Origin of the sequence: Bacteroides sp. 90-K9/2 (assembly GCF_047310725.1) — a bacterium.
Lineage (GTDB): Bacteria > Bacteroidota > Bacteroidia > Bacteroidales > Bacteroidaceae > Bacteroides > Bacteroides vicugnae.
In genome coordinates, this window is the sequence record NZ_JBCGVL010000006.1 from 150,119 (window position 1) to 175,246 (window position 25,128).

Below are 25,128 nucleotides of genomic sequence, written 5' to 3' on the forward strand. Positions count from 1 at the left end.
GAGCAAAAAAGAAGCCACCTGAATGGGTGGCTTTCTTATTTAATATCATTTATTCGTATATAATCACTCCACCGTTGCCAACGTCAATATACTAATCCGTATTCCCTCCACATTCACCAGACAAGAAGCACATGCCAGCGTAGTAGAACCGGTGGTCAATACATCGTCAACGATCAGTATGTGTTTCCCTACAAGTATTTCGGGACGTTGAAGTTCAAAGATACCTTCCACATTATCCCGACGTTCAAGTATGGATTTATGTGTTTGCGTTTCCGTATTTTTCTTACGCAATATGGATTCTGTATCTATAGGTATTCCAGTTACGGCAGTGATTCCACGGGCAATCCATTCGCTCTGGTTATAACCGCGGATTTGCTGTTTTTTCTTGTGAAGCGGTATAGGGATTATAACATCAATTCCTTGAAAGAAATGGGAAGATAATAGTTCTGCTGCCATATACCGTCCCATAATTGCACCTATTTCCTTCTGTCCACCATATTTCAAACGGTGAAGAATCAGCCGGAAGTCGCTTCCTTTCTCATAAAAGAAAAAAGAAGTAGCCCGTTCCAAAGGAATTTGTCCCCAGAAAAGCCGCTCTACCGGATTATCTTTTCGAAGATGATAGTTCGTACGAGGTAGTTTGATATTGCATACCGTACAAATACATTCCTCACCCTTTGCTAACGGTCGGCCGCAAACAACACAGCAACGGGGAAACAGTAAAGATAAAAAAGAACTAAGCCAGTCTTTTACAAGAAGTGTGTGTTTCATCATAATAGAGATTTTAAAGTTGCAATACCACTTACATATTCAATGGAGGGACTTCTGCCAGAAGTTTCTGAAAGAAAGAATGCAGAGTTCCGTTCGTTGCAATAATATGATGTCCTTCTATGAAGTTATCTTCGCCATAGAAGTTAGTTACCTTTCCTCCCGCTTGCTGGACGATCAATGCCGCTGCGGAGTAATCCCATTTTCCGAGAAACGCTTCCATCCACGCATCGAAACGCCCAATAGCTACATAGCAAATTGCAGCGGCAGCCGAACCATTCATACGAATACCTCCCACTACTCCATAAAGTTGATCGATGAGATGAAGAGCGGTCTGTTTATATTGCAGATGATTATAAGGTAATTCTGTAATAACAAAGGCATCTTGGATATCCTCAACACTCGATACATGAATTTCTTCACCATTCATGAAAGCCTTTCCACCTTTCCAGGCATAGAAACATTCATCCCGGCAAACTTCATAAACGACACCTAAAAGAAGTTCAGTGCGATTGCGTAAAGCAATAGATACACAATAAGGAGCCTCATCATGAATATAATTTGTAGTTCCATCCAACGGATCAATGACCCAACAGTAGGGTTCGTCCTGATAAGTGGCAGAGCCTTCTTCTGTTATGAATCCCGCTTCGGGCAGTAGAGCAGCAAGTGCTTTCACCACTCGCACCTCTGACTCTTTATCTACATAAGACACATAATCATGTGCATGTTTTTCCTCCACACGCTCACGACGGAAGTTCTTCCGTTCTTCTTTCAAAAAATGTCCAACCTCTGTAGCAATCTGGCATACATCAGTGGTAAGTTGCTTTAAATCTAACATTCTATCTTTCGTAATTTAGGCAATCTGCAAATCAATGCCAAAATTATCACTTTTTTTGATAGAAATAAGAGTTTTACAGGAAAAAGATAAGTAATTCCAGAGCATACTCTATTAAATTACTTTTGCACAGAAAACCTATATTCCGTAACGGAATGATATTTCTCATGAGGTCGTAACACACAGGATGGAAATTCAGGATGATGTGGCGTGTCCGGATGATGGATGGTTTCCAATATAAAACCACCAGATTTCTGTTGTGGACCACCTTTAGCCACAATCTTTTCAGAGAGTCCGATGCCGGTATAAATCAGTAAACCGGGCTCTGTTGTGTAAGTTTCTATTCGACGTCCACTTTGAGGTTCTGTGATCGTTGCGGCATAACGCAAATCTCCATTATAATCACGAAGTATCCAATTGGCAGAATAACCACCCATAAGTTTCATATGCTCATTGGGAGAGTTGGCACGTTCCGCAAAACTGTGAGGAGTACGAAAATCCAATGGGCCTCCTGTTATCGCTTCTACCGAAGCTGGCACATACCACGGAGTATTAACCGTGACTGAATCCGCATTAATTTGCACAATATGATTTAAAACCGAACCTCCGTCATACCCCTGAAGGTTAAAATAGCAATGTTGCGACATATTGACGATAGTCGGTAAATCGGTTACCGCCTCATATTCTATACGCCAAGTATTATCCGGAGTCCAGAAATAAGTGACCTTACAATCTAAGTTACCAGGATATCCTTCTTCTCCGTCAGGACTACGGCGGGTAAAAACAATTCCAAGCGTATCAGGAGTATCGATCGGCATAGCTTTCCACATAACACGATCAAATCCTTTCATACCACCATGTAAATGCCCCGGATGTCCGTTGGGAGATTCATTGCACGATAGCTGATACCGAACCGAGTCAATCATAAAATCACCACCGGCAATACGGTTGGCATAACGTCCTAATAAAGCCCCGAAAAACCGCTCAGCTCCAATCTCGTAATCTTTAAGATTCTCATATCCAAGCACTACATCTGCCATTTTCCCCTCTCTGTCCGGCACTATAATATTCGTTATACGACAACCATAGTCAATTACTTTGATTTGAGCACCTGAAGCATTAGTCAGAGTATATTGGGTAACAGTATCACCGTCAAGAGTAACACCGTAAAAAGCTTCTTTTACTCCAGAACTGGAGCCACATTCCGCACAAGCAGTAACAAGTACGGCTAAAGACAAACAAGCCAAAAATCGATTCATTTGATATTCAATATTAAGGAATAAACATTTATCGAATAAACAGCCACAAAAATGCAAATGCAGAAGAAGACAATATCTCTCTTATTCGTTTGAGTGCAATACTTATTTGCGTTTCCACAGTTTTCACAGAAATTCCGAGACGTTCGGCAATCTGTCTATAAGAAAGCCCCTCCTGCCGACTCAAGGAAAATATTTCTCTACATTTCTCCGGAAGTTGTTCAATTGCCTGATTCACCACCTTTGTTAAAGCATCCATATCAAAACAATCTTTATATTTCCTTTCTTCCAGTTGCTGATTAAACCAGTTTTCCAACAACTGATGCCTGTTTTCCTCATCACGAAGATAGTTTAATACCCGATTTTTGGCAGCCCGGAAAAGATAGGTTTTGATATAGGTTATTTCAATACAATCTTTATTCTCCCATAGTTTGAGAAACACTTCCTGAACAACATCTTCTATGACTGCAACATCATGCGTATAGAAGTTGAGAAAACAACAAAGTTGTTCATAGTATGTATCGTAATAATTTCGAAAGGCTTGAATATCCATCGTTCCCGGAATTGTGTTTATCAGTCTCACAAATCTACAAAAAATAATCTTCTTTCGGAATACATTTTCGTAAAGAGAACCATACCCTCAAAACACTTTCTAATACTAAAACCGAAATCACATTAATTACACTAAACAAAAATGCTGATAATGACGCGGAACATACAGATTCTTTCTACATATAAATCTGTATGAATCCGCGTCCAAATGAGCTTTACAAGATCATTCAGAATTGTCTTTCTGCAAAAATATTCAGAGCATAAGGATCACTCACCGCTGCTTGCTCAATATATTTCTGTGCCTGCTTCGTATCACCAGTGTAGCGATAGGCCAGAGCTAGTAAATAGCTATAATAAGCACTCCGTTGCTGTACGGCACGATCGCAGAAACTTATAAAGAAAGGAGTAGTGGCAAAATAACCCGCATCAACAGTCTTCATGCCTTCTTTCCAATCTTGCAGTTTATAATTGACTAGCATATCCCCCTTGAAAGGCATACCCGTTTCACGATAACAAAGTGCCTGATAAAACGGCAATTCCGGTAAGTTCATATTACTAAAATAATCGACCTCAATACCCGTTATAAAATCAAAATTCTCATTGGCCTTGTCTTCCTGCCCCAAAGATTTCAAACAGATTGCTTCATAATATTTAAATGGAACCAATCTAACGATATTCCACAAACCTGCTCCCAGATTTTGAGGTAAAGTTTGCGCAGCCTTAAAACAATCAGCCGCTTCTTGCATCTTATTTTCTTTCATTAATCTACGCCCTTTCAGGAAATAAGCAAACATATACTGTTCTGCAACTGCATGCTCCCCACCTTCAGCGGGGACAAAGTTACGCCCCCTAAGAAGTTCTATTGCCTTATCCTCCTGTCCTGCCATGTTATAAGCTCGTGCCCATTCAAGCATAATATCATCGCGGCTAATTGCAGACTTATGATTATTCAGGAAAGAAATGCGTTCAGCAGGAGCAACTCCTAACTTACCCATTACATAGACCGTTTCAAAAATCAACTGTTCATCATTCAGCTTCAGGGATAATGCCTGCTTCAATAAGGGTAACACTTCATTTTTACGATTCATGTGTGAATAGTAAGCGACAGCCAGATTTCGTGCAGCACGATAATCAGTACTGGACAAGCCTTCCCAAAGAGCGACTGCCTTCTCATAATGTCCTTTAGCGTAAAGGGCACATCCCAACAGCAACTGTGCCTTCTGACTTCCCTGTTTTGCCCAATGAGACAAACTGTTCATTTCAATTCGCCGGCTTGGGAAAGCAATCCCTTCCGTTGCCGAATCATTCGGAGAACCGCCTTTTATATCTGCATATATGGCAGACAGACTAAAAATCAGAGGCTCGTGTGTTTGCAACATCTCTATCAGGGAAACAGTCTCTTTCTGCAGATCAGCGACAAGCAAAGTTTCTATAAGATCGAGACATACCTGATTCTTATCCGTCCGTATCTTTTCCATAAAATCCCGGGTACTAACTTTACCGGTCAGCACACCGAAGTAACGCGCCAAATGATTAAGTTTATCATTCGCTTCTACAGACAGATATTGACGTTCCGATGCTTTTTTATCTCCCTGCAAATAAGAAGCATATATCATCAACGCATTGGCTACAGCATTATCTTTATGATAAGTAATGGCAGTAGTAAGATGTTGAACAGCCTTGTCATACTCCAGTTTACGTATATCAAGCATAGCCACATAAGTCATGGCGGAAGAAACATAAGCACTGCTCCATGCTGCTTTCTGGAAATAATCATAGGATTTCTCCTGCTCATCGAGCGCTAAATAGACATGCCCTAACAAATAGTACAGTTTCCCATTTTCAAGACGCGTATTGAACCGTGTCAACACTTTTTCCGCCCTCAAAAGATATTCCAAAGCCTCACTATAAAAAGCATTGCGTAACTTTGCTTCTCCTAAAGCGATCAATGCAGGAGCAAAATTCGGATCACGTTCAAGAGCTTCTTTATAATAGCTCTCGCCTTTAGTGGCAGGATCACGATATTGATCAACATGCAAACCTTCAAGATACAACAAATGCGGACTTTCAACCTTTTTGATATTCGGCATATCCTGTGTTGTATGAGGAATATTAAAAGTATCGTGTTTCTTCACTGTATAAGACATTAGAACAGTTCCGTCATTAGCGGTGACATCTATTGAATACCCTAACCGCATTCTTACATCCGCAGGCAACGAATATTCTTCTCTCGCCTTGATCGTCGCATTTCCCGAAAACAGAACCCGATCATCCCCTTTGACCGTAATCTTCACATTACGAGTCTTATTCAACTGCACTTTAATCGCATCCTTGACGTATATAGCTCCTGTCGTATTTGCAAAGTCCGGAACCCCTATCTCTCCGATCGGAAACCAATATTGCGAAAAAGTTTTAGTCTCCATCGGTTCAAGCCATGTAAAATCCGGCTGATTGTCAGAATAGCTGCCTGCCATCAATTCACAATAGGCTCCATCTGTATCCGTAAGAGCATTTTCCCAAGACTGGGACAACTGGTTGTAAGCCCATGTGAACATCTTCTTACCGGGTGACACATAATGATCTCCGATATGCACAACCCCGCATTTCCTGCCGGTATCATAACCGCCAAAGAAATCATACTGCGATGCAGCACTAAAATAAGAAGTAGGCTGAATCGTATTCTTATGTTTGCTTATATCAACTGCACCATCATAACGAATACCATTAAATATTCCCGCCGCATTTGTTGCAACCGGATAAGTGGTAACCGAACGTTTGTAATGGAAAAACACATGGCTTACATCGTGCGGAAAGAATATCTCATAATTCTTATTCGAAGGTACCGCCACATTCTCCCACCATAAAAACGAATGTCTTAACGGGGTGATATTCGACAATTTGACTCTTGTCTCAAAGATAGACTCACCGGGGTTAAGCACAATACCAACCGTACCTTTCATCCGGTCTGTCGGATCATGTTCCGAAACCCAAACGATCACTCCTCCGCCCGGCAACTTTTCTATCTCATAATCAGTGGGCATAAAAGATGAAGCCCGATGGTGAAAAGGCCAGTTAAACTCCAGTCCACCGGAAATCCACGAGCCCAAAGCACCGATAAGAGCTGGTTTTATGACATGGTTCTTATAGAAAAAATCATATCCATTCGTTTTATCTTTGGCTGCATATATCTTCCCACCGATTTCCGGCAATATTTGGAGTTCCAAATATTCATTCTCCAATTTGATAAGCGTATATTCTTTATCCACCTTTTGTTCCCGATTCACTTTCAAAACAATTTTATTGGGATAAGGATTGCCACTCGACCGCTGGTGTACCCTGTTTTCGGCAAACATCGGCAGTTCTTCACGTTCGGGTTCTGTGTATGTCGGAATACTGACTTTACTTACAGACACCTTGACCGATTGTGCTTTCGCGCTTGTAGTGAGAAACAAAATCAAAAATAAAATATTGAAATATTTCATGAGTGTATGTATTATGATTAAAAAAAGATCTTTCATTTTACTCTATCTTGACACAACGGACAGATGCTGCCGAAGCACGGTCCAGACCTGTAAAATTAAGATTTGCATTATTATAATAGAAGTAATAAGCTCCTGTTGTCCCTGGATTACTAGTCCATTGGTACCCCCGATATTCCTGATAAGCAATCTTATTAGATCCTTTATCCAGATAACCTCCTGTCGGGAAGTAAGAAGTTTGCGAACCATCAATCACAAACAGATGCCCGTAATTGTTATCACATTCCGTTTTTGAAGTAAAGGTGAATCCCTGATAGCAATTCTGATCGGGCAAACAATAGCCTTCCGGACAAGGATCATACACAGTCTTTACATTCTTAGTAAGACCATCAGAATTTCCCCATAGTCCGTTATTCCGCCATTCATTATGCCAGTCATTCGCAGAAAAAATTCTTATATCAGGATTGGATATGGTATAACTTACTGTTCCCACTTCAGCAGAAGTAGTTGCATTTGCGGTCAGTTCCTTATTATCCACAGTTGTCGCACTCGAACGGACAATATCAAGCGGACGCGGGAACGGATCTTTGCGCCCCCACTGATACCATGCACCATAAGCATTCTGATCTTTAGGAGTAACAGAAGTTGCACCCAAATTACGATCCAGCATTTTGAATGTTCCCCGTTCCTCATTAATATAGGTAAGATCCGATGCTTCAGTCACCCAAATATGGAAAGACCATACATTCTTGCCCGATGCATCTCGAATAGCCACAAGGGCATTTCCTTTCACGCCACTTACAGGAACTTTTAAAGTAGTTCCCTCCAATGCAGGAACAGCAGAAAGAACATCTCCTGATGAAGACGAATTCGTTTGTGTCCACAAAACAGTTGCAGACACAGCCTTATCTACTAATTCCCCATTGACATTCACTCTCGGGCGATTTTCATAAGTATAATCTCCTGCCAATGAATAATAAGGTGTGACATCTATTTCAAGTGTTCCTGCAGATGCCGTACGATAACAGTTTGCCTTACCATAATACAACGTCACCGGCAATAATTCCATCGGTTTGACAACCCCGGCTTCAATAGTGAAAGCACCCGGAGTTGCTTGTTCGTAAATACGTCCGGCAGCATCCGTTATGACGAAAGTCAACCCTTTGGTATAATTTACCGCAGGAAGAAATAAAACAAAGTCAGTATGAGCTGAGGGATTATTATCAGCAGAAAGAGGTACACTTGTATCACAAGTAACCAATGCAGTAGCCGCAGCAGAAGGAGTGGAAGACTTCCGAAGTGATACGATTCCATCCGCTGCATTGACATCAGCTATACCCGACACCTGTTCTCCGTCATTACCGCGTACAGCTACAGACTTAATACTAATCCCCATTAATTGATAGTCAGTCAATTGTATCCGTACTCCACCACACAGATTCTTAAAAGAAAAGGCTTCACCATCAGAGGCTGCCGCCATCGGCAAAGATGATATTTCACTATCGGCATTAAATGCACCCATCCATTTCTGTCCGGCAAGTGCCGAAAAGTCAATAGCAAGTGTCGTACCTTCAAGCTGGCTGCCTGACGCAGCCGACGCCGGATAAATAGCATATCGGATGGCATCATCTACAGGAGCGTCCACCGGATCAAAAACAGCGGTACGAACACTATTGGCAGCAGTAGTATAAACAGCTCCATTCGGCGTTGAAGTGCCAAACAGCCGTATCTCATCATTTTGGGTCCAAACCACATTCATGGATGCATTAAGCGACGTGCGTGTTGTGGCGGTAACAGCACAAATTGCCGTAATGGATTTTTCTCCTCCTTTTACGGTCGGTTCCGGAGAAAACGCCTCGTCATCAGTTTGCACACAACTACCCAATGATAAACCAATTACCAGAAGAATCAGAATTTTATTTTTTTTCATGGTCTCGCAAATTTAAAATGTTATCATTATTTCCATGTACCTTCCGTATCGCCATTATTCCAGGAAGGTCCAGTACCGGTATCTCCTTCCCCCGGTAGAGGTTCAGGGTCCGTAGCAGCTTTTAAAACGATTGGCAACCATTTCTCATAATTCGTAGCAGTCAGTCCAGTAAAGGTATCACTACCATTCTGATCGTATAAGGTAGCATTAAACATCAAACGGTCGGCCACCACCCGAAGTAAAGTCCGTGGAATAGCCATTTCGACTACATATCCCTTATCGGCTGCCGTATCACCAAAAGTTCCGTGAACCGCACCTTTACAAGTTACTGAAGAATGACTACATTTAATGGTATATTGAACTGCATCCGGAATAAGAGAGATTTTAAGAGGAGTTCCGGTAGCATCTCCACCCTGAAAAATCAATTCCATGCTGTCGTCTGTAGTCAAGTCTTTATCAAGACGTTCCACCAGACAATATACATTTTCTGCATCATAAGCAAAGCGGAACACGGCTTGTGTAGTGGACACACTTCCGATAAATAGTGCATCACTGACTGCACTCCAATCCGAATTGTCAGCGTCTATCACCGGTGTCATTCCGGAAGCATTAATCCGATGATTCAGAACAAACTGTCCAATCTGAATACGGGCAGCATCTTTATTCTCGCTATTGACAAAAGTAGCAGGCATGGCAGCTACAAGAGTATGCGGATCAATAATTTCCGTCGCTCCCCAATACCCTTTTCCACTGAATGGCTGATACGTTTCTCCCCATTGGGAAGCCTCTGTGTTACCCACCTGCATGGTAAAGAGAGAAGAAGCATTGTACGACAAAACAGTCTCTCCCGAAGGGAATTGTGCCAGATAAGGTGCTGCAGCCTTCTGCACAAAATTGAGTTTACGGTCCGAAGGCCCTACTTCATCTCCGGTCAATGGAGCCGAAGCCCAGTTGTCGGAGCTCCACGCCATTGAAATATGATAAACGTCGCCTTCATCTCTGAAACGTGTTTCTGTAGCTACTGCAATCTTCGTCGAATTATTTAATTCGCGGGCAGAAGGCATCTGATCCGAATAAATTTGTTTGCCCGAACCATCTATAGCCAGTCCAGTCTTTTGACGGATCACCTTTCCAACGACCGTCCATGTCCGCCCATTATCCATAGAGCGCAGCATGGCAGTCCCCGAATCGGCTGTGAGAGGCTCGCTATCCGTAAAATAGACCTGTATTTCACCCGAACGAAGTTGTAATGCATAAGGTTCCCAAGTCGTTCCCTGATAAATAATCTGGGCAGTCGACCAAGTACGTCCATTATCGGAAGAACGCCTCATCATAATACCATTACTCTGCGGATCGACCCTGTATCCCTGATTCAAGCGAAAGGAAGCGAAGGCCAAAATATCCTTATTTGCCAGAACGACTGCATCACATGATGAGAAACAGCGTGTATCACTGGCACCGGAAGTTTGCTGGGCACTTTCGCTCTGAAACAGAGGACTAGATGCATTCTGCCATGTAATCAGATTAGTACTTAAAGCATAATAGACATTCCAAGCCTGTGGTCCCTGCTGGTATAGTAGCAAATAGGTCCCGTCACCCAATTTCTTGATACGGGGATAAAGAGCATTCACTGCCGACAGTGCCGGACTTTCCAAAGTCAGCAACCGGCGATAGTCTAACTCGAGAGAACTATTCCCCCATTCGTCCGCATGAGAGTTCACTGCTACATTTTCACTTTTATTGAGCGACTGAATAGAGGTAATCTCTCCGGTGACCGGTTCAGGGTCAGGATTTGAATTAGGACGCGGATTAGGCCACTCATCCGTTGAGGTATAAGATGTACAAGCAACGAGAAGCCCCATCACTGTTACCAAAAGGTATCTATGAGTTTTTAACTTTTTCATCATATTCATTCTTTTATTTGTTCAATCCGTTATCGATCAGTTTGAAGTCATACTTTTTATAAAATCAATTTCTTGTTGACTATAAGGTGTACCATCCAGACGGAATATATCATGAAACCAGATTTCAGGTTCCGGATCTCCGGCTTTGCTCGACCACTGTAAATGAAAATTACACTTTCCTGCTGTCAATCCCCAACTGATGGCACCTACCTTTTCACGTTTAAGAATCGGCATTATTTCTTCAAAAGTTGAACGAGGACGTCCCATATACTCCTGACAGATAACCGGACGATCAAACTGCTTCATGAAAGCGATGAATTTTTCCATTTCTTCAGGTCCATAATAACAGTGAAAGGTCATAACGTCACAATTCTCACCCAGAAAACTGATAATCGGCAAATTACTGCGTGTGCCATGTCCTCCGGGATAAATCCATATCGGAGACGACAGCGGTTGCGAGGGATTCACCTCACGTGCCCAACGGAACACTTCGCGCAACAATGGCATACTATGTGCTTTCTGCTTGAAGTTTTCCGGTTCGTTATATAAACACCACAATAAAATACGATCATCTGCTTTAAAGGTAGTCATCACATCTTTCACGTAACGTTCCAGACGCGGATACGTTGACGGATCATTGACGGATGGTGCTCCGGGGCTCTGTATCCATTGAGAGTTATGAACACCCTGTACAGAAGCCGGTTGTACACCGAGTTTCGGACTCTCAAAACGCCCACCATTCGTAAAGAAAGTGACGATGGCACGCATACCATGTTTCTGACAGATACCCAGAAATGTATCCAGTCGTTGTTTAAACCCTGCCGGATCCGCTTCCCACACCATATCATGCAGGAATATGCGTACCGTATTGAATCCGAGTTCCCCGGCACGTCCCAACTCCAACTCCATGGTTTTCGGATCAAAAGTCTCCTCTTGCCACATCTCAAACTGATTAATTGCCGTAGCAGTAACGTAGTTGATACCCACCGGCCATTTTTGAGATGCGTACCATGCGTTTGCTTTTTCCGTCGACCATCTTTCAGTCTGTTGGGCGCAGCCGGTTGTTGTCAATAAAAAGAGAATTGTTGCAATCAATATATTCAATCTATTCATAAGAAATCAAATTAATTAAGTTGTTAATACCCAGGATTCTGGTCTTTTGTCTGATCCAATGCCATATTATAATTAAATTCATCGGTAGGGATAGGCCACCAGTAGGCTGCATCTCCCACTTCGGATAAAGCCGAAATACGTCCGGCAGCCAAAGCTGCTTCTGCAAGCTTTCCACAACGCTTCAGGTCATTGTAGCGTTTACCTTCAAAAATCGTTTCGTAGCCACGCTCCTGCAACACCAGCGCAAGGAAAGCATCTTTACTTGCATAATCGGTCAGTTTGTAGTCTGAAGAAGATGCTTGTGTCGGTTTCTGTCCGTAAGCACGTCGCCGCACCATATTCAATTTTTCCATGGCATCATCGGTAGGAGCTCCTTTCCAGCGACAAACAGCTTCTGCATAATAAAGCAGAATATCAGCATAACGATATACCGGGTTGTCATTGGGAGTTGTACTGCTCCCTGTCCATTCCGAATCTCTGAATTTCGAGCAAATCATACCCGTTTTAGTCAGTGCATTGAGTGTTCCATTCTGCGTTTGTTTATACAATCCGAACTGATAGCGTAAATCATTCTGGTCCCAATTCTGAATAAATTTATTCTTCTGATAATCGGTATAAATCCCTACAGCTCCCATATTCACGAAAGGATTGGGCTTGCAGAGATACATATAGGCGATGGTCGATCCACTATCGCGGTTGAACTTTATATAGAAAATTTCTTCAGAAGTGGCATTAGCTGTATGACCGTAAAGGTCGAGGAAATCATCCGCTTTGCCAACCTCAACCAGAGAATATCGTTTGGATGAAATAATTAAACCGGCTGCTTCAGCCGCCTCTTCATAGCGACCGGCATAAAGACAAGCTTCTGTTTTCAATGCCAATGCGGCATAACGCGAAGGACGTCCGGCAGCTTTAGCCACTTCCGGCAGATTGGATGCAGCATAATCGGCCTCATCAATCACAAACTTCCAGATATCAGCTTCCGGAGTACGGGGTTTATTAAAGTCATTCATGTTCTGTTCATCAAAAAAAGGAACGGCGCCCCAATTTCGTGCCAGCCATGAATAGGCGAATGCACGTAGAAAACGTGTTTCCCCGGTGAGGTTGTTATACTCCTGTTGCGAGAGTGGAGTATTACCTATACCGTCAAGAATATTATTGGCAAAACGAATGGCGCGATACAACACCGCCCAGCTATCTTTGGAGAAGCCCACCCCACCACTGGTAAGCCCGGTATCATAAGCTGTGGCATAGTTACCTCTTCCAATACAATAATCCGCCAGTCCTTCTTCCAGAACAATCAGATAACGACTGAATCCCGGATCACGACGGAGTTGGAAATAGATGGAATTGATAACACTCTCCACTTCTTTGGCATTCGCCATAAAAGTCGTTGCATCCACTTTCTTCGGATGTTCTTCCAAAGAGCCCATATCTTCACAGGATGTGTTCATTGCCAGTATCATAGCAAAAGCGGCAATATATATCAATAATTTTTTCATAAGACATCAGTTTTTATATGTTAGAAAGTGAGTCGGCATCCAATCGTATAAGTACGGGCACTAGGATAACAATACGAATCTACCCCCTGAATCATCGAGCTTCCGCCACCATTGGCATTTATATCCGGATCCCAGAAAGGGTAGCTCGTAATAGTAAACAGGTTTTGGGCACTCACATAGACACGGGCGCGCTTGATGAATTTGCTACGGGCACAAGGTACATCGTAGGCCAATTCGAGGTTTTTCAGTCTGACGAAGCTGCCGTCATAAACAAACCGATCGGACATTTTATAGGAAGTCTGGTCGAGATTGGGATATTTTGCGGTAGGATTCTCGGGTGTCCAATGGTTGTAGTACACCTCGCGCAACGTATTCCCGTTATATCCATAATCATAAGCTTGTGCAGCCATACTAAGCGAATATATATCATTACCTATTGAACTCTGGAAGAAAGCGCTTAGCGTAAACCCTTTATAACTGACTGCTGTAGTTAGATTGACCAGAAAATCAGGATTAGGATCACCGATGATGGTCTTGTCTGCTGCTGTGATGGCAGGATCATCATCCATATTCTTATATACGATATGACCGTTCTCATCGTATCCATCTTCAACATATCCGTAGAAAACATACATTGGCTCACCCACACGCATCAGATTGAGCTGGTCTTTCAAAATGGTGTTATCCAATTCGCCACCGAAAATATCCTTATCTTCCGAAAGGACTAACACTTTGCTGCGATTAAGCGAGAAGTTGACACCCAAATCCCATTTCACAGCACGATCAATAATCCGCCCGTCGAGTTGCAACTCAAACCCCGAGTTACGGATGGAACCGATATTACGCAGGGCAGTGGTGTATCCACTTGAACGAGGCATCTCTACATTGTTCAGCAAATCAGTCGTTTTCTTCCGATAGTAATCCGCAGTCATGCGGAGGCGATTATTAAACAGGGACAGATCAACCCCCACATTAAACTGTGAGGTTGTTTCCCATTTCAAATCGCCGGTGTAGGTATCTGACGGGACATACGCCACTGTTGTATTCTTATCAAATACTACATTTTCCGTCCTCAATGTGTTCTGTGTAGAATACGGTGAGATGGCAGTGCTACCAGTCACTCCGTAACTCAAACGGAACTTTAGATCCGAAAGCCACTCTACATCACGCAAAAAAGACTCTTGCGAAAGACGCCAGGCCGCTGCCGCTGAAGGGAAGTATCCCCATTTGTTTCCTTTACTATAACGTGAGGAACCATCAGCACGAAGACTGGCAGTCAATAGATAGCGATCAGCATAATTATAGTTGACACGTCCCAGAAATGAGAACAAACGCCAATCTGAATAAGAAGATGTCGGCAGCCCTTTAACGGTAGCTGCATCCATGTCATAGGTTTCAGTCACATCACTCAAGAAACCTTCGGCCGTACCCGTTCCCGCAGTTTTCGACGTACTCTGTTCATAGGTAAAACCACCCATCACACTCAAATGGTGTTTTTTTAGAAAACTCTTATTATAGGTTATGATATTATTACTTGTGATACCGACTGTTTCTCCAAATGTAATAGAGGCAGCCCCTTGTGAATTAGGGTATTGTAATGACTTGTAATAATCTTTGCGGTTCTGGTTATTGTTTACGTTGGCAGATAACTGAATTGAAAGTCCGTCTATCGGTTTTATTGTCAATGAAGCATTTGCCATAATCCGGTTGGCGTACCATTTATTATCCACTTCTTTCACATAAGCCAACGGATTTACCGGTGCAATCGGTTGTGTCTGGAAGTCATTCCAGGTTCCATCGTCATAATGAGGTGTCGCTGTTGGCGGCAGAATCAGTGTAGAACCGATAACAGACGTTCCCCGGCTACCTCCCTGTGAATTCATCTGATTATGATTGGACCGGCTGAAAATCAAGTTGCTCGACACGGTGACATATTTTGAGATGTGATAATTCAGGCTCGAACGGATAGACATACGTTTATAGCCACTTTCCTTCACGATACCTTGCTGATCGAAATAGCTGGCTCCTAACGTTCCCTGAACCTTTTCCGTACCACCAGAGACATTCACAGAGTGGTCGGTAACAAGTGCATTACGAAACAGTTCACGCTGCCAGTTGGTACTATGCCGGGTAGATTTAATCTCTTCATCGGTATATATCGTAGGCTGATTATTGATCGCTGCTTTTTCATTCAGATAGTTCATATATTCCCAAGCATCGAGCAGCTCAAGTTCTTTAGCCAGACTCTGTACACCAAAGCTGGCATTGTATTCCACGGTAATCTTCCCCTCTTTAGCTTGCTTCGTCGTAATCAGGATGACACCATTGGCACCACGCGAACCATAGATAGCAGTTGCGGAAGCATCTTTCATCACTTCAACAGATTCGATATCGGCCGTATTAATCATATTAATATCACCCGGAAATCCGTTGATAATCCAAAGCGGTTCATTGTCACCCCGAATAGAATTGGAACCACGTACCCTCACTTGTATTCCGGCTCCCGGCTGGCCATTAGTTTGCTGAATCTGTACGCCTGACACACGTCCCTGTAATGCTGACGCAACAGAAGTATTTGCATATTCAGTAATGATATCGCCTTTGACGGAAGCTATCGAACCGGAAAGGTCCCGTTTGCGTTGTACACCGTAACCTACCACTACTACTTCATCCAATGTCTCTGTATCTTCTTCAAGAACGAAATTCATTGAACGTACTCCTGCCACCACCTTTTTGCTTTGTGGGGCGTAACCTATAAACGTCACATCAATAGTGGCACTTTCAGGTACATTCTGCAACTCAAACTTTCCGTTAAAATCGGTAACCGTACCGTTGGTGGTACCTTTTACCAGCACGCTTGCTCCGATGACTGCTTCTCCCTGTTCATCTTTCACCACACCCGAAATCGTCCGGTTGGTCTTCGCCTGCACCTTTTGTAAAACAATCTGTTTGCCTACTATTTCATACACAATGTCACTTTTATCAAAGGCCTGTTTCAGCACATCCGAAAGATATTGAGAACCTCCTTTCAGGGAAACAATACGTGACAGAGGGATAGAATTATCGAACACAAAAGTATAATCTGTCTGTTTTTCAACAGCTTGTATCAGATTCTTTAAAGAAATCTGCTTGGCAGCGATATTGACTTTAGTCTCTTTCTGCGCCCATAGCGAAGGGCTGGAAAGCAGGCTGCCCAAAACAAGAATGCTACATAATATTTGTTTTAGCTTCAACATTGTAAACTCATTTAAGGTTAAATAAAGGAATTAATTATTACCTTTGTCTGCATAAAGCAAGGCTATACCTGTGCCATCCGTCCGACGGATAGCATACATACGCAGGTTTTGCTCTTCGGACGTGGAAGATGGCACTCTTCTGCGTCCTTTTTTATTCTTCGATTACTTTCTCCCGGTTATGCTCACCTCCTCTCCATTAATAGTGTATGTAATCGGAGTCACCCGATTAACGATCTCAAGCATTTCTCGCAAAGATTCTGTTTTAATTGTCATCCAATAACGTTTATTTTCCGGTACATCATGCAATTGAATTTTGATGCCATACCATCGTTCCATTTTTTGAACTATTTCCTTCAGATTCTCATTTTCAATTTTCAGCTTGCCCAATCGCCATACGGATTCTACTTCAGCATCGCAAGCCGCCAATTTACACTTCTCCATTTCACGCAAAGGAATAATGGCTTTCTGATTGGGTTTCATATCTGCCAACAGCTTGTCCGTTAAAGCCGAGACAACCGTCACGTGCCCTCTAAGCAGTACAACTTCCAATTCTGAATGGTCTCCATATCCATTGACATCGAATGCAGTACCATGAACCAACACTTTCACATCACCTACCGATACATCAAACTGTCTCTTACTGTCTCGCACCACATCAAAAAAAGCCTGTCCATTCAATTTTACAGAACGGCAATCTTTGGCATAATCCGTAGAATAGGTCAAAGTAGAACCAGAATTTAACCAAACTTTAGTGCCATCCGGCAAACTGACTTCTGCTTTCTGACCAACAGGAGCTGTAAATGAGACTAATCCTACTTCTTCCTCTTCCGAAACCAGCAGAGAAAGCGAGAAGCCCAACGCCAGCGCCAACATAGCAGCAATTCCCACTGCTCGATACAACAACCGCCGCGTGTACATCTTCACAGGTTTCACCAGATTCAGATTACTCATTATCTTTCCCCACACACGTTCTTTATCAGGAATTACCGGATGTATTCCCGCATGAGTTATCTGCCAGCTCTCACACAGTTCCTGAAATTCCTGTTCGTGCCCAGCATCAGCATTCCGCCATTCCATGATTTCTTTCTCCTCCTGCGGAGAAGCAGTTCCCAATAGATATTTAGATATGATAATATAAATGTCTTCCATATTTAAATGTGTTTTATAAGCTCTTTTATTAAATAGACCCATAACTTTTAAATTACCCTGAAAGCATCCGACATTTTTTTTATAACACTCACTAAACAACTCTATTTTTTCTCATTTAATGCACAAATCAATGACTTTACCCTAAAAAGAAAAATCACCCTTACTACGATATATTTGTAGTAAAGGTGATTTCAGTAAGCTCAAGGCTTTTCGGACTGCTTTAACTATAGCCAATATTAAAGAGGCATCTCAAATTCAGAGCCAACCTCTCTTGATTCTTATATAAAATACATATTTCTTCATTCTTTCATTATAACAACTTTACTTCTGAACCACAATTTTCAACTTGCATGTACGCCCATAGAGTAATGCTACGCCATCATAAGTGAGTCCGGTTATGCCAGCTCCCGAGTAGGCTGGCCCCTGGCTTCCCACCACTCCTGTAGGAGTAGCAATTTTACATCCTCCGGCAACTAATGCATCCATATCGTTTGCGGCTTCAATAACATGAATCACACCATACTTACCCATTGCGGTAACAAAAGCAATATAAGTATTGTCTTTTATCTGCAAGCTACAAGGATCATCCGGATACCCGTCAGACGCATTGACTCTTTGCATTAACATATCAGCACCTCCTTTAGCTATACTTTCCAACACATTCAACGCCTCAAAAGTCTTGACGTCCGGAGCCGCGTTCGCCATCATCACATCAATACCAAGGTCAGCAACCTTATCATCAGGTATAAGAGTAAACAGCGTTTTGTTGGTGGCCACACCGGCCGGTTTAATCCAGTCATTCACATCGTAAGCTCTCCCTATTGGTCCTCCACTAATTCTTGACGCACTGACATAAGAGAAACCTCTGTTTTTAACGGCAACAAAGCTTGGATTTCTCCATATATTAATGAAAGCAAAGTCTACGCCGTTTGCCTTTGAGCCATATCCTTTAATTTCCTTCAAGCTTAACACATGCTTCTGCACACCGCGTATCATTATTCCCTCTATGGAGAAAATATAAGGTTGATCCGGTTCTATTGAATGTTCCCATTCGGGTGCCATTTCAATATCGTTGAAAACAAGCGCGACATTATTGTCAACACCCTCAATGCCCTCGATATTGATAATCTTCTCCTCTCTCAACCCTTCTATATCTTCCACCACAATCTTGATTCCATCAGTATCCTTATTGTCTACGACAGTTTTCAAGATAAATTCCATTTCCAATGGATTACCTGATACCGGAATAGTTGTATAATCCTTCAGATCACCCAGTACCTTATTGCACAAAGTATGTTTTACGGACTTAATACCCACTGCAGAACGGATCATTACAGACAGAGAAACCTCTTCATCGGGTACTAAAACTGGTAAATCTGATGGCTCTGTAAATATCTGGGACGGAAGTTTGGTTATCTTTTTAATCGGTATTACCTTTTGTGCCGTTTTTGTCAAAACATCTGTCGATGTCACTAGTATTCCGGCTGCTTCACGCGTGTTGACCTTGACATTCAAATCAAATTCAAGTGTCATATCAGTTTCCAGAGTATCTATCTTTAAACGTTGGCGTTCATTCGCATTTATCTCTTCATATTCTCCATTTTCATCCACCTTCAACAAGGTAGCATATATACTATGTATCCCCACAGCAGAGAAACTTCTGGCAGATACAGTCACCGTAGAATTATACTCCACCACATCTATCTCGGAAGGAGAAGTTAGTTCTACAGTAGGTGGCGGATATGCGTTGTCATCCGAATAATCGGCTTCACTATCACTACAATTTGTCAATAGCAAGCCCCATGACAGGGCAAGCATCAGGATCATTGTGTTTTTGATATATTGCTTCATGACTGTTCATTTTTTATTTTAAAGATTCGATTTGTAATTGAAAACAATGTAAATCCCCGCTTACACTTGTTTCGGTTACCCCCCTAAAAGCCCATTTGTGTGAAGTCAGGACAAATATACAATACTCGGAGTCTCTATTTCTATTTTCCACTTCCGAGAAAAAATAAGTATCAGAAGTTAAGTTAGAAGTAATTGCCGACTCAAGATTAGACAACAACGCACGTTTAACAGTGCCCACCAGAACTGTCTGTTCGTTTACTCTTTTCTTGAATACATCAACGGCCGGAGCTATCAGATCTTCACTATTTAGTGACACAGAACAGAAGAGCATATCTATTCCGTTCACTGCTTCTGTTTTTGTTTCAAGATATCTGCAATCGTTTTTTACCACATATTGTGTCATCTCGGAAATAGTAGAAGGAAAAAGCACAGTACTACCGATTATCTTTTTTTCTCCGCTACTATAGCTGACAGGTACAAACACCGGCACTTTTTTACTCTCTCTAGCAGTCTCCGTACCCGTATTTATGATTGCAGTTTGCCCATAAATAGCGTTCGTTCTATCCAACAATGCCACTGCATGAACAGTGTTCCTGATAGACGCCGCCACCTCTTTATAACTACAAGAACTAAATAAATTTTGCTCTGACAAGTGTGCATAAACCAACACGTTAGTTGTTCTGAACCGATTCCATTCAGGGATTTCTTCTCTCTTGTTATCCTCATCACTACATGAAACGAACAGGCAAGAGGTAATACATATAAATAGCAGATATAGATAGTTTGATTTCATATTTCACTTATTTTACAAATTCAACTTCGGCAAACAAAGCTCTGTGGTCAGATACCGCCGGATTAGATAAAACTTCAAACGACTTCACCTTCCACTTATTCTGTGGAAGCCCGAATAGATAATCAATCTTGATTGCCGGCTGATCTGCCGGATAGGTGAATGTATCATCGCAGATTCTCTGCCAGTTTTTCATTACTTCACAAATCACATTAGAGTCTGTTCTGGCATTAAAATCTCCTCCCAGCAACGTCGGTGTATCTCCCGTACCAATCCGCTCATTAATTTGTTCGGCCATTGCGCTCCTTATCAGATCCGTCGAATGATCCAGATGAGTCGTTCCTATCCTGATTACATTTGAAGTGCCGGGTTGCTGAATATCTACATATAATAGCGTCCGGGGTTCTTTGGCTCCGTCTATACCTTCGAAAGGCTTGTTGTTGATATAAACAAAAGGATATTTTGAAAGTATGGCTACTCCATATTCTCCACCACCAGTCTCCATCGCTTTCCCGAATACGGAAAACAACCCTAACTCCGCGGCCAGTTGAGTGGTGAAATCTTGATTTTTATTCCTTTTTGTGTTGTAATCTATCTCTTGCAACATTACAACATCCGGATTGTATTTCCTGATAAATACAGCATACTCCTTCACCGAGTAACCAGTCATCTCACCGGACATCCGGCAATTATAGCTCATTATTTTAAGAGCCTGCGCATACGTACTTTGATACGCAAAGAAGAAAAGGCATACCCATACAATGGGCTTTAAAAGTGCTTTCATAAATTTGTTTTTGTTATTAGATTAAGTTTACTTATTCAACCGTATATGCATATTCTGATATTTTTTTAAAGCTAACCGGTGTTATTGATTGCATCACCTCCAACACATAGTTCAAGTCGTTCCCTTTACAAACGAAGTTGTATGTAAACGAAGCAATCTTTTCGTTTTTAACTGTAATCTCTATATCAAAATGCCGCGAAAGTGTTGTAAGCACTTCTTTCAGTGATGCATTTCTGAAAATAAGCCGGTTGCTCTTCCAACTCGAAGCATCATCGTGATATCTATCAGTTTTTATTTTTATTACATTACTCCTTTTTTCATAAACGGCCGTTTGCCCGGGAAGCATTTGCTGCATAGGTCTACGGCTTTGCACATGTCCGATATTGATACTTCCTTCGTCGAGTGTAGTTTTTACTACCTTATCCGAAGCGTACGCTTTTACATTGAAGCACGTTCCTGTCACCTGTATTTTTACATTCTCGGCAAGTACCTGAAATGGTGATTTTTTATTTTCTGCTATTTCAAAATAAGCCTCTCCCTCCAGCATAACATTCCTGTTGTATTTCGCAAACTGTTCCGGATAAGTCAATTTAGAATCGGCATTTAACCACACCCGGCTACCATCAGGAAGTAATACAAGCAGCTTTTCACCTCTTACAGCACAGACTTCACGATAAACAAGATTTGCCTCACTGTGGCTTTGATAATAATTATATCCCACACTTATCACAAGCAAAACAATAGCACAAGCCACCGTCCACTTAAATAACAATGGCATTCTGATTCTCCTGTTCTTTCGTTTTTCTTCCTGCATTACGGCTTCCTGAATATTCTTATAAATGCGATATTCATCAAAAGGAGGCAGTTCTCTGCCACCCAGTTCGAGCTGTTTGCCTTCTACTATCCTCTGAATGTCGTCATCAATATATTTTCCGATGCCGTCAACCACTTCAAAGTCCTGACTTGTATGTTTCTTTTTTGATTTCATATTTCAATATCTATTAGTAATACACACTGTTACAAAAAAGTATTATACAGACTACGTTAAACCGTGTTAATTCAAAAGAACGTTCCATATCCGTAAAAGTGATAGAACTACATCATACAATAAAGTAACAGTAGGCTAAGCTCTCCCACTGTCGAGCGAATCTGCTTTAAAGATTGGCTATATTGGAATTTAATTGTATTTATCGAAAGATTAAGTTTATCAGCTATTTCCTGATTGGAGTATTTTCCTGAAACTTTCATTTCAAAAACCTTACGACGTTGCGGCGAAAGTTGCTCAAGAGCTTGTTGTATAATGTTCATTTGTTCTTGCTTAAGGTTTTCGTTTTGAGAATTGTCTTCCAATTCCAAAACCATTGAAAGGCAATCCTCAAGTAAATAGATATTTTTCTTTGAATCTCTCAACGTATTGAGCAGATCGTTCTTCAACATCGTAAAAAGGTATCTGTTTATAGGTTTTGTTTCGTCGATCTCTTCTTTTTTCAGCCAGAGTTTTAAGAATAAGTTCTGCACAGCATCTTCAGCCAATTCCTTATTCAGCAAATATTTAAATGCCAAAGAAAAGGTCTGCGCCGCATATGTCTTGTATACAATACTAAATGCCAGCTGGTTCCCCTCTTTCAGAGCCTTAACCAAAGCTTGGGCTTCATCCTGTGAGTATTTCTGGAACATCTTAATCATTTTAAATATGAAAACAAGAAGCTTATGATATCAAGTCCTTATTTTCAAATATATTAATTCTTTCTGATATAGCATGAATCGCAAACAATAAATGAAACAGGCCTCTTGTTTATTTCACCAGTCTTTGATATTTGCTGAATAAAAAGGTTGAGAATGATAGCAATCCGTCATTTGTTGAATGAACATCTTTCCGAATATTTTTCCTATCAGTTGCATTTACCCAACCAGCTTCTATTTCTTTTAACTCATCTTCAAGTTGTTGCTGATCCACTTCCACACCTTTCTCAGCCGCATTGATAAATGTATTGATATACACTTCCCAACGTTTTGCATAATAATCACTTATCAGTCCTGCCCATGAACGGCTGGCATAATCGTTCAGGCTTCCTCCCCAAGTAGTAATCAAGTTGCGAGCGTTCTTTTCATAATAGTCTTTCAACCGGGGAGAATCCCCCATCTTCCGCGCATCATCCATCCATTTATCCAGAGAACAGTAAGGATGAAAGGCATTCAGTTTATCCAAATCATTCAATATTTCCTTCATTTTTTCGCCACAAGCTTTCAAAGCCTGATAATCTTTAGCTTCAACCATCCTGTCAAACTCCATTTTTACATCAAGAAAATAGTTTCCAAGCACCTGCCTGCCTACAGTAATCAAATCCAGACGAAAAGCATCCCTCCGGTCAGAAGGCGCGTCGTTCAGTTTTCTCCAAACCTCTAATAGTTCAACATTACCGTACACATTACTTGTCCGTTTTTCACTATTCTTATTCAATACGGGGCGATATCCGGGTAAAGTGCCCAATGTACGCGGCACCTGTACATAAATATCATTGAATAATATTTTCCAAGCATCGCGCACAGGTTGCGATACACATCCTACGTGTCTGTCAGCCAGACATTCTATCCATTTGTTATCATCTACATTCAAGTTCCATGCTTTCTCAAGGATGTATTCGTAAGGGAACTGTACAACATCCAATCCTTCCAGTGTAGAGCCGATTCCCTTAAGGTTGTCTCCACCGTTAATGAGAGCATTCTCAAGTCGTGCGCCACTTTCTTTGACGTTACCTGTCAAAGTTGTGTTTCCTCCGAAATTGCCCAGATAACACCAGATATAAGGCTGTCCATGAAATTTATCAGTCGTTTTCCAAAGTTCAATATTTTCACAATGATAATCGAGCAGATACGTCTTATTCTGCGGAACACCCGTCAGTAAAGCTTCTATTCGCGGAGATGTCCACTTCTCTTTGTCATGATAAAACATCCATGTCATTTGCATCCATTGGGCTTTGGGATCAGCAGCCGTCAACGTGGCGTACATATCCGAAGCTATCTTCCGCAAATATTCGGGTTCGAAACTTGGCGGGTCAACCTCATTGAAAGGATCTAAGCCATAAATATGATCGGTTCCGAAAAGTTTTTTTTGTTCATCAAGAAATAGTTTCTGAATTTTCGCAAACAAAGCGTCGTTAGGATTCAGAAAGTTACAACGGTATGTATCAGTAAAACCTGCCCATTTGCCCAAATGCTGAATATCGGCCTCGGGGTAAATCCGCTTTAAATCGGCAGGGACATGTCCGGCAAAGGCTGGCAATACGGGCTTCATATTCAATTCACGCTCACGTGCGAGTATTTTTTTCTGCAAACTTACCTGATGTTCCAGCCATTCCATCGGCAACGGACCGTTCCAACCATCTATGTTAGCCATCCGATGCCAGGGCAGATACGGCGGTCCCGTGAAGTAAGAGCGTATTTCGATGTCCGACATTCCCATTTTCGACCAGACTTTATACCACACAGCTTCTTGTCCGGTGATTGCCAAAGGCATATTTATGCCATTAAGAGCCATCCAGTCAATAAAGCGTTCCCATTCTTTCCATTGCCACCAAGGCATCGTGTAACCATACGTGCAGTAATTCAGGAAAAAGCGAGTATCCACTCTCGCTTCCGAAACGACCTTCTCGCCAACCATTGGCAATTCATCAGGAATTTCAACGGCTATATCCGCATACCACGATACCGTAGTTAGACAGTAGTATTTCAGGTAATGGTTCAGTCCCATCGCCATTGAATTGGCGTTGTTTCCACCGATTACAATCTTATCTTTGACTGACTCTACCGTAAAGCAGTCTTTCTCCCCTTTTAACTTTTGAAACTGAAAACTCTCGATGTATGACGGCAGCAAACGTTTCACTAATGCTTCGGCAACAGCTACGTCTTTGTCTTTAGCCTGAAGAGCCAACGACATAAAAAACATAACCAGACACATGTATACACTTTTTCTCTTCAT

The 25,128-nt window shown here is 41.9% G+C and carries 17 protein-coding genes; all 17 read right to left on the minus strand.

Annotation, left to right across the window (positions count from 1 at the left end):
* Nucleotides 1-63: 63 nt before the first annotated feature.
* A complete protein-coding gene (locus AAHJ11_RS15190) occupies nt 64-771 on the minus strand; it encodes a ComF family protein (RefSeq protein ID WP_195650252.1) in 708 nt (235 codons plus the stop codon).
* A 31-nt stretch (nt 772-802) separates the two neighbouring features.
* Complete coding sequence (locus tag AAHJ11_RS15195; protein ID WP_217720987.1) at nt 803-1,606, minus strand: inositol monophosphatase family protein; 804 nt, start codon at nt 1,604-1,606, stop codon at nt 803-805.
* Nucleotides 1,607-1,722: 116 nt separating this feature from the next.
* Nucleotides 1,723-2,862 carry an aldose epimerase family protein gene (locus AAHJ11_RS15200; protein WP_217720986.1) on the minus strand — a complete coding sequence of 380 codons (1,140 nt, stop codon included), beginning with the start codon at nt 2,860-2,862 and terminating at the stop codon, nt 1,723-1,725.
* Nucleotides 2,863-2,890: 28 nt separating this feature from the next.
* Nucleotides 2,891-3,412, minus strand: coding sequence for an RNA polymerase sigma-70 factor (locus AAHJ11_RS15205; RefSeq protein ID WP_217721035.1), 522 nt, complete (start codon nt 3,410-3,412; stop codon nt 2,891-2,893).
* A gap of 226 nt (nt 3,413-3,638) precedes the next feature.
* Complete coding sequence (locus AAHJ11_RS15210; RefSeq protein ID WP_320975083.1) at nt 3,639-6,893, minus strand: DUF5107 domain-containing protein; 3,255 nt, start codon at nt 6,891-6,893, stop codon at nt 3,639-3,641.
* Nucleotides 6,894-6,930: 37 nt separating this feature from the next.
* Nucleotides 6,931-8,820 (minus strand): hypothetical protein, encoded by a 1,890-nt coding sequence (locus tag AAHJ11_RS15215; RefSeq protein WP_320975082.1) that lies wholly within the window; start codon nt 8,818-8,820, stop codon nt 6,931-6,933.
* A 26-nt stretch (nt 8,821-8,846) separates the two neighbouring features.
* Nucleotides 8,847-10,724 carry a hypothetical protein gene (locus AAHJ11_RS15220; protein WP_217721034.1) on the minus strand — a complete coding sequence of 626 codons (1,878 nt, stop codon included), beginning with the start codon at nt 10,722-10,724 and terminating at the stop codon, nt 8,847-8,849.
* Between the two features lie 36 nt (nt 10,725-10,760).
* Entirely contained in the window at nt 10,761-11,837 is a 1,077-nt protein-coding gene (locus AAHJ11_RS15225; protein ID WP_117936969.1) for a cellulase family glycosylhydrolase, read from the minus strand.
* A gap of 23 nt (nt 11,838-11,860) precedes the next feature.
* Nucleotides 11,861-13,339 (minus strand): RagB/SusD family nutrient uptake outer membrane protein, encoded by a 1,479-nt coding sequence (locus AAHJ11_RS15230; protein ID WP_117610748.1) that lies wholly within the window; start codon nt 13,337-13,339, stop codon nt 11,861-11,863.
* Between the two features lie 20 nt (nt 13,340-13,359).
* A complete protein-coding gene (locus tag AAHJ11_RS15235; RefSeq protein WP_320975081.1) occupies nt 13,360-16,575 on the minus strand; it encodes a TonB-dependent receptor in 3,216 nt (1,071 codons plus the stop codon).
* 162 nt (nt 16,576-16,737) lie between these two features.
* Nucleotides 16,738-17,724, minus strand: coding sequence for a FecR domain-containing protein (locus AAHJ11_RS15240; protein WP_320975080.1), 987 nt, complete (start codon nt 17,722-17,724; stop codon nt 16,738-16,740).
* 321 nt (nt 17,725-18,045) lie between these two features.
* Nucleotides 18,046-19,575, minus strand: coding sequence for a hypothetical protein (locus AAHJ11_RS15245; RefSeq protein ID WP_148365565.1), 1,530 nt, complete (start codon nt 19,573-19,575; stop codon nt 18,046-18,048).
* A gap of 13 nt (nt 19,576-19,588) precedes the next feature.
* Nucleotides 19,589-20,368 (minus strand): hypothetical protein, encoded by a 780-nt coding sequence (locus tag AAHJ11_RS15250; protein WP_148365566.1) that lies wholly within the window; start codon nt 20,366-20,368, stop codon nt 19,589-19,591.
* 7 nt (nt 20,369-20,375) lie between these two features.
* Nucleotides 20,376-21,149 carry an endonuclease/exonuclease/phosphatase family protein gene (locus tag AAHJ11_RS15255; RefSeq protein ID WP_320975079.1) on the minus strand — a complete coding sequence of 258 codons (774 nt, stop codon included), beginning with the start codon at nt 21,147-21,149 and terminating at the stop codon, nt 20,376-20,378.
* Between the two features lie 31 nt (nt 21,150-21,180).
* The gene (locus AAHJ11_RS15260) at nt 21,181-22,137 is read right to left on the minus strand and encodes a FecR family protein (protein WP_258978618.1); all 957 of its coding nucleotides are present in this window, start codon (nt 22,135-22,137) and stop codon (nt 21,181-21,183) included.
* Nucleotides 22,138-22,244: 107 nt separating this feature from the next.
* A complete protein-coding gene (locus tag AAHJ11_RS15265) occupies nt 22,245-22,826 on the minus strand; it encodes an RNA polymerase sigma factor (protein WP_148365569.1) in 582 nt (193 codons plus the stop codon).
* Between the two features lie 118 nt (nt 22,827-22,944).
* Nucleotides 22,945-25,128, minus strand: a complete 2,184-nt coding sequence (locus AAHJ11_RS15270) for an alpha-N-acetylglucosaminidase (RefSeq protein ID WP_217720977.1) — start codon at nt 25,126-25,128, stop codon at nt 22,945-22,947.

What these genes read in the sequence shown, in the direction of transcription:
- AAHJ11_RS15190 (WP_195650252.1), bottom strand. Translation starts at nt 771, where the DNA reads ATGAAACACACACTTCTTGTAAAAGACTGGCTTAGTTCTTTTTTATCT.
- AAHJ11_RS15195 (WP_217720987.1), bottom strand. Translation starts at nt 1,606, where the DNA reads ATGTTAGATTTAAAGCAACTTACCACTGATGTATGCCAGATTGCTACA.
- AAHJ11_RS15200 (WP_217720986.1), bottom strand. Translation starts at nt 2,862, where the DNA reads ATGAATCGATTTTTGGCTTGTTTGTCTTTAGCCGTACTTGTTACTGCT.
- AAHJ11_RS15205 (WP_217721035.1), bottom strand. Translation starts at nt 3,412, where the DNA reads ATGGATATTCAAGCCTTTCGAAATTATTACGATACATACTATGAACAA.
- AAHJ11_RS15210 (WP_320975083.1), bottom strand. Translation starts at nt 6,893, where the DNA reads ATGAAATATTTCAATATTTTATTTTTGATTTTGTTTCTCACTACAAGC.
- AAHJ11_RS15215 (WP_320975082.1), bottom strand. Translation starts at nt 8,820, where the DNA reads ATGAAAAAAAATAAAATTCTGATTCTTCTGGTAATTGGTTTATCATTG.
- AAHJ11_RS15220 (WP_217721034.1), bottom strand. Translation starts at nt 10,724, where the DNA reads ATGAAAAAGTTAAAAACTCATAGATACCTTTTGGTAACAGTGATGGGG.
- AAHJ11_RS15225 (WP_117936969.1), bottom strand. Translation starts at nt 11,837, where the DNA reads ATGAATAGATTGAATATATTGATTGCAACAATTCTCTTTTTATTGACA.
- AAHJ11_RS15230 (WP_117610748.1), bottom strand. Translation starts at nt 13,339, where the DNA reads ATGAAAAAATTATTGATATATATTGCCGCTTTTGCTATGATACTGGCA.
- AAHJ11_RS15235 (WP_320975081.1), bottom strand. Translation starts at nt 16,575, where the DNA reads ATGTTGAAGCTAAAACAAATATTATGTAGCATTCTTGTTTTGGGCAGC.
- AAHJ11_RS15240 (WP_320975080.1), bottom strand. Translation starts at nt 17,724, where the DNA reads ATGGAAGACATTTATATTATCATATCTAAATATCTATTGGGAACTGCT.
- AAHJ11_RS15245 (WP_148365565.1), bottom strand. Translation starts at nt 19,575, where the DNA reads ATGAAGCAATATATCAAAAACACAATGATCCTGATGCTTGCCCTGTCA.
- AAHJ11_RS15250 (WP_148365566.1), bottom strand. Translation starts at nt 20,368, where the DNA reads ATGAAATCAAACTATCTATATCTGCTATTTATATGTATTACCTCTTGC.
- AAHJ11_RS15255 (WP_320975079.1), bottom strand. Translation starts at nt 21,149, where the DNA reads ATGAAAGCACTTTTAAAGCCCATTGTATGGGTATGCCTTTTCTTCTTT.
- AAHJ11_RS15260 (WP_258978618.1), bottom strand. Translation starts at nt 22,137, where the DNA reads ATGAAATCAAAAAAGAAACATACAAGTCAGGACTTTGAAGTGGTTGAC.
- AAHJ11_RS15265 (WP_148365569.1), bottom strand. Translation starts at nt 22,826, where the DNA reads ATGTTCCAGAAATACTCACAGGATGAAGCCCAAGCTTTGGTTAAGGCT.
- AAHJ11_RS15270 (WP_217720977.1), bottom strand. Translation starts at nt 25,128, where the DNA reads ATGAAGAGAAAAAGTGTATACATGTGTCTGGTTATGTTTTTTATGTCG.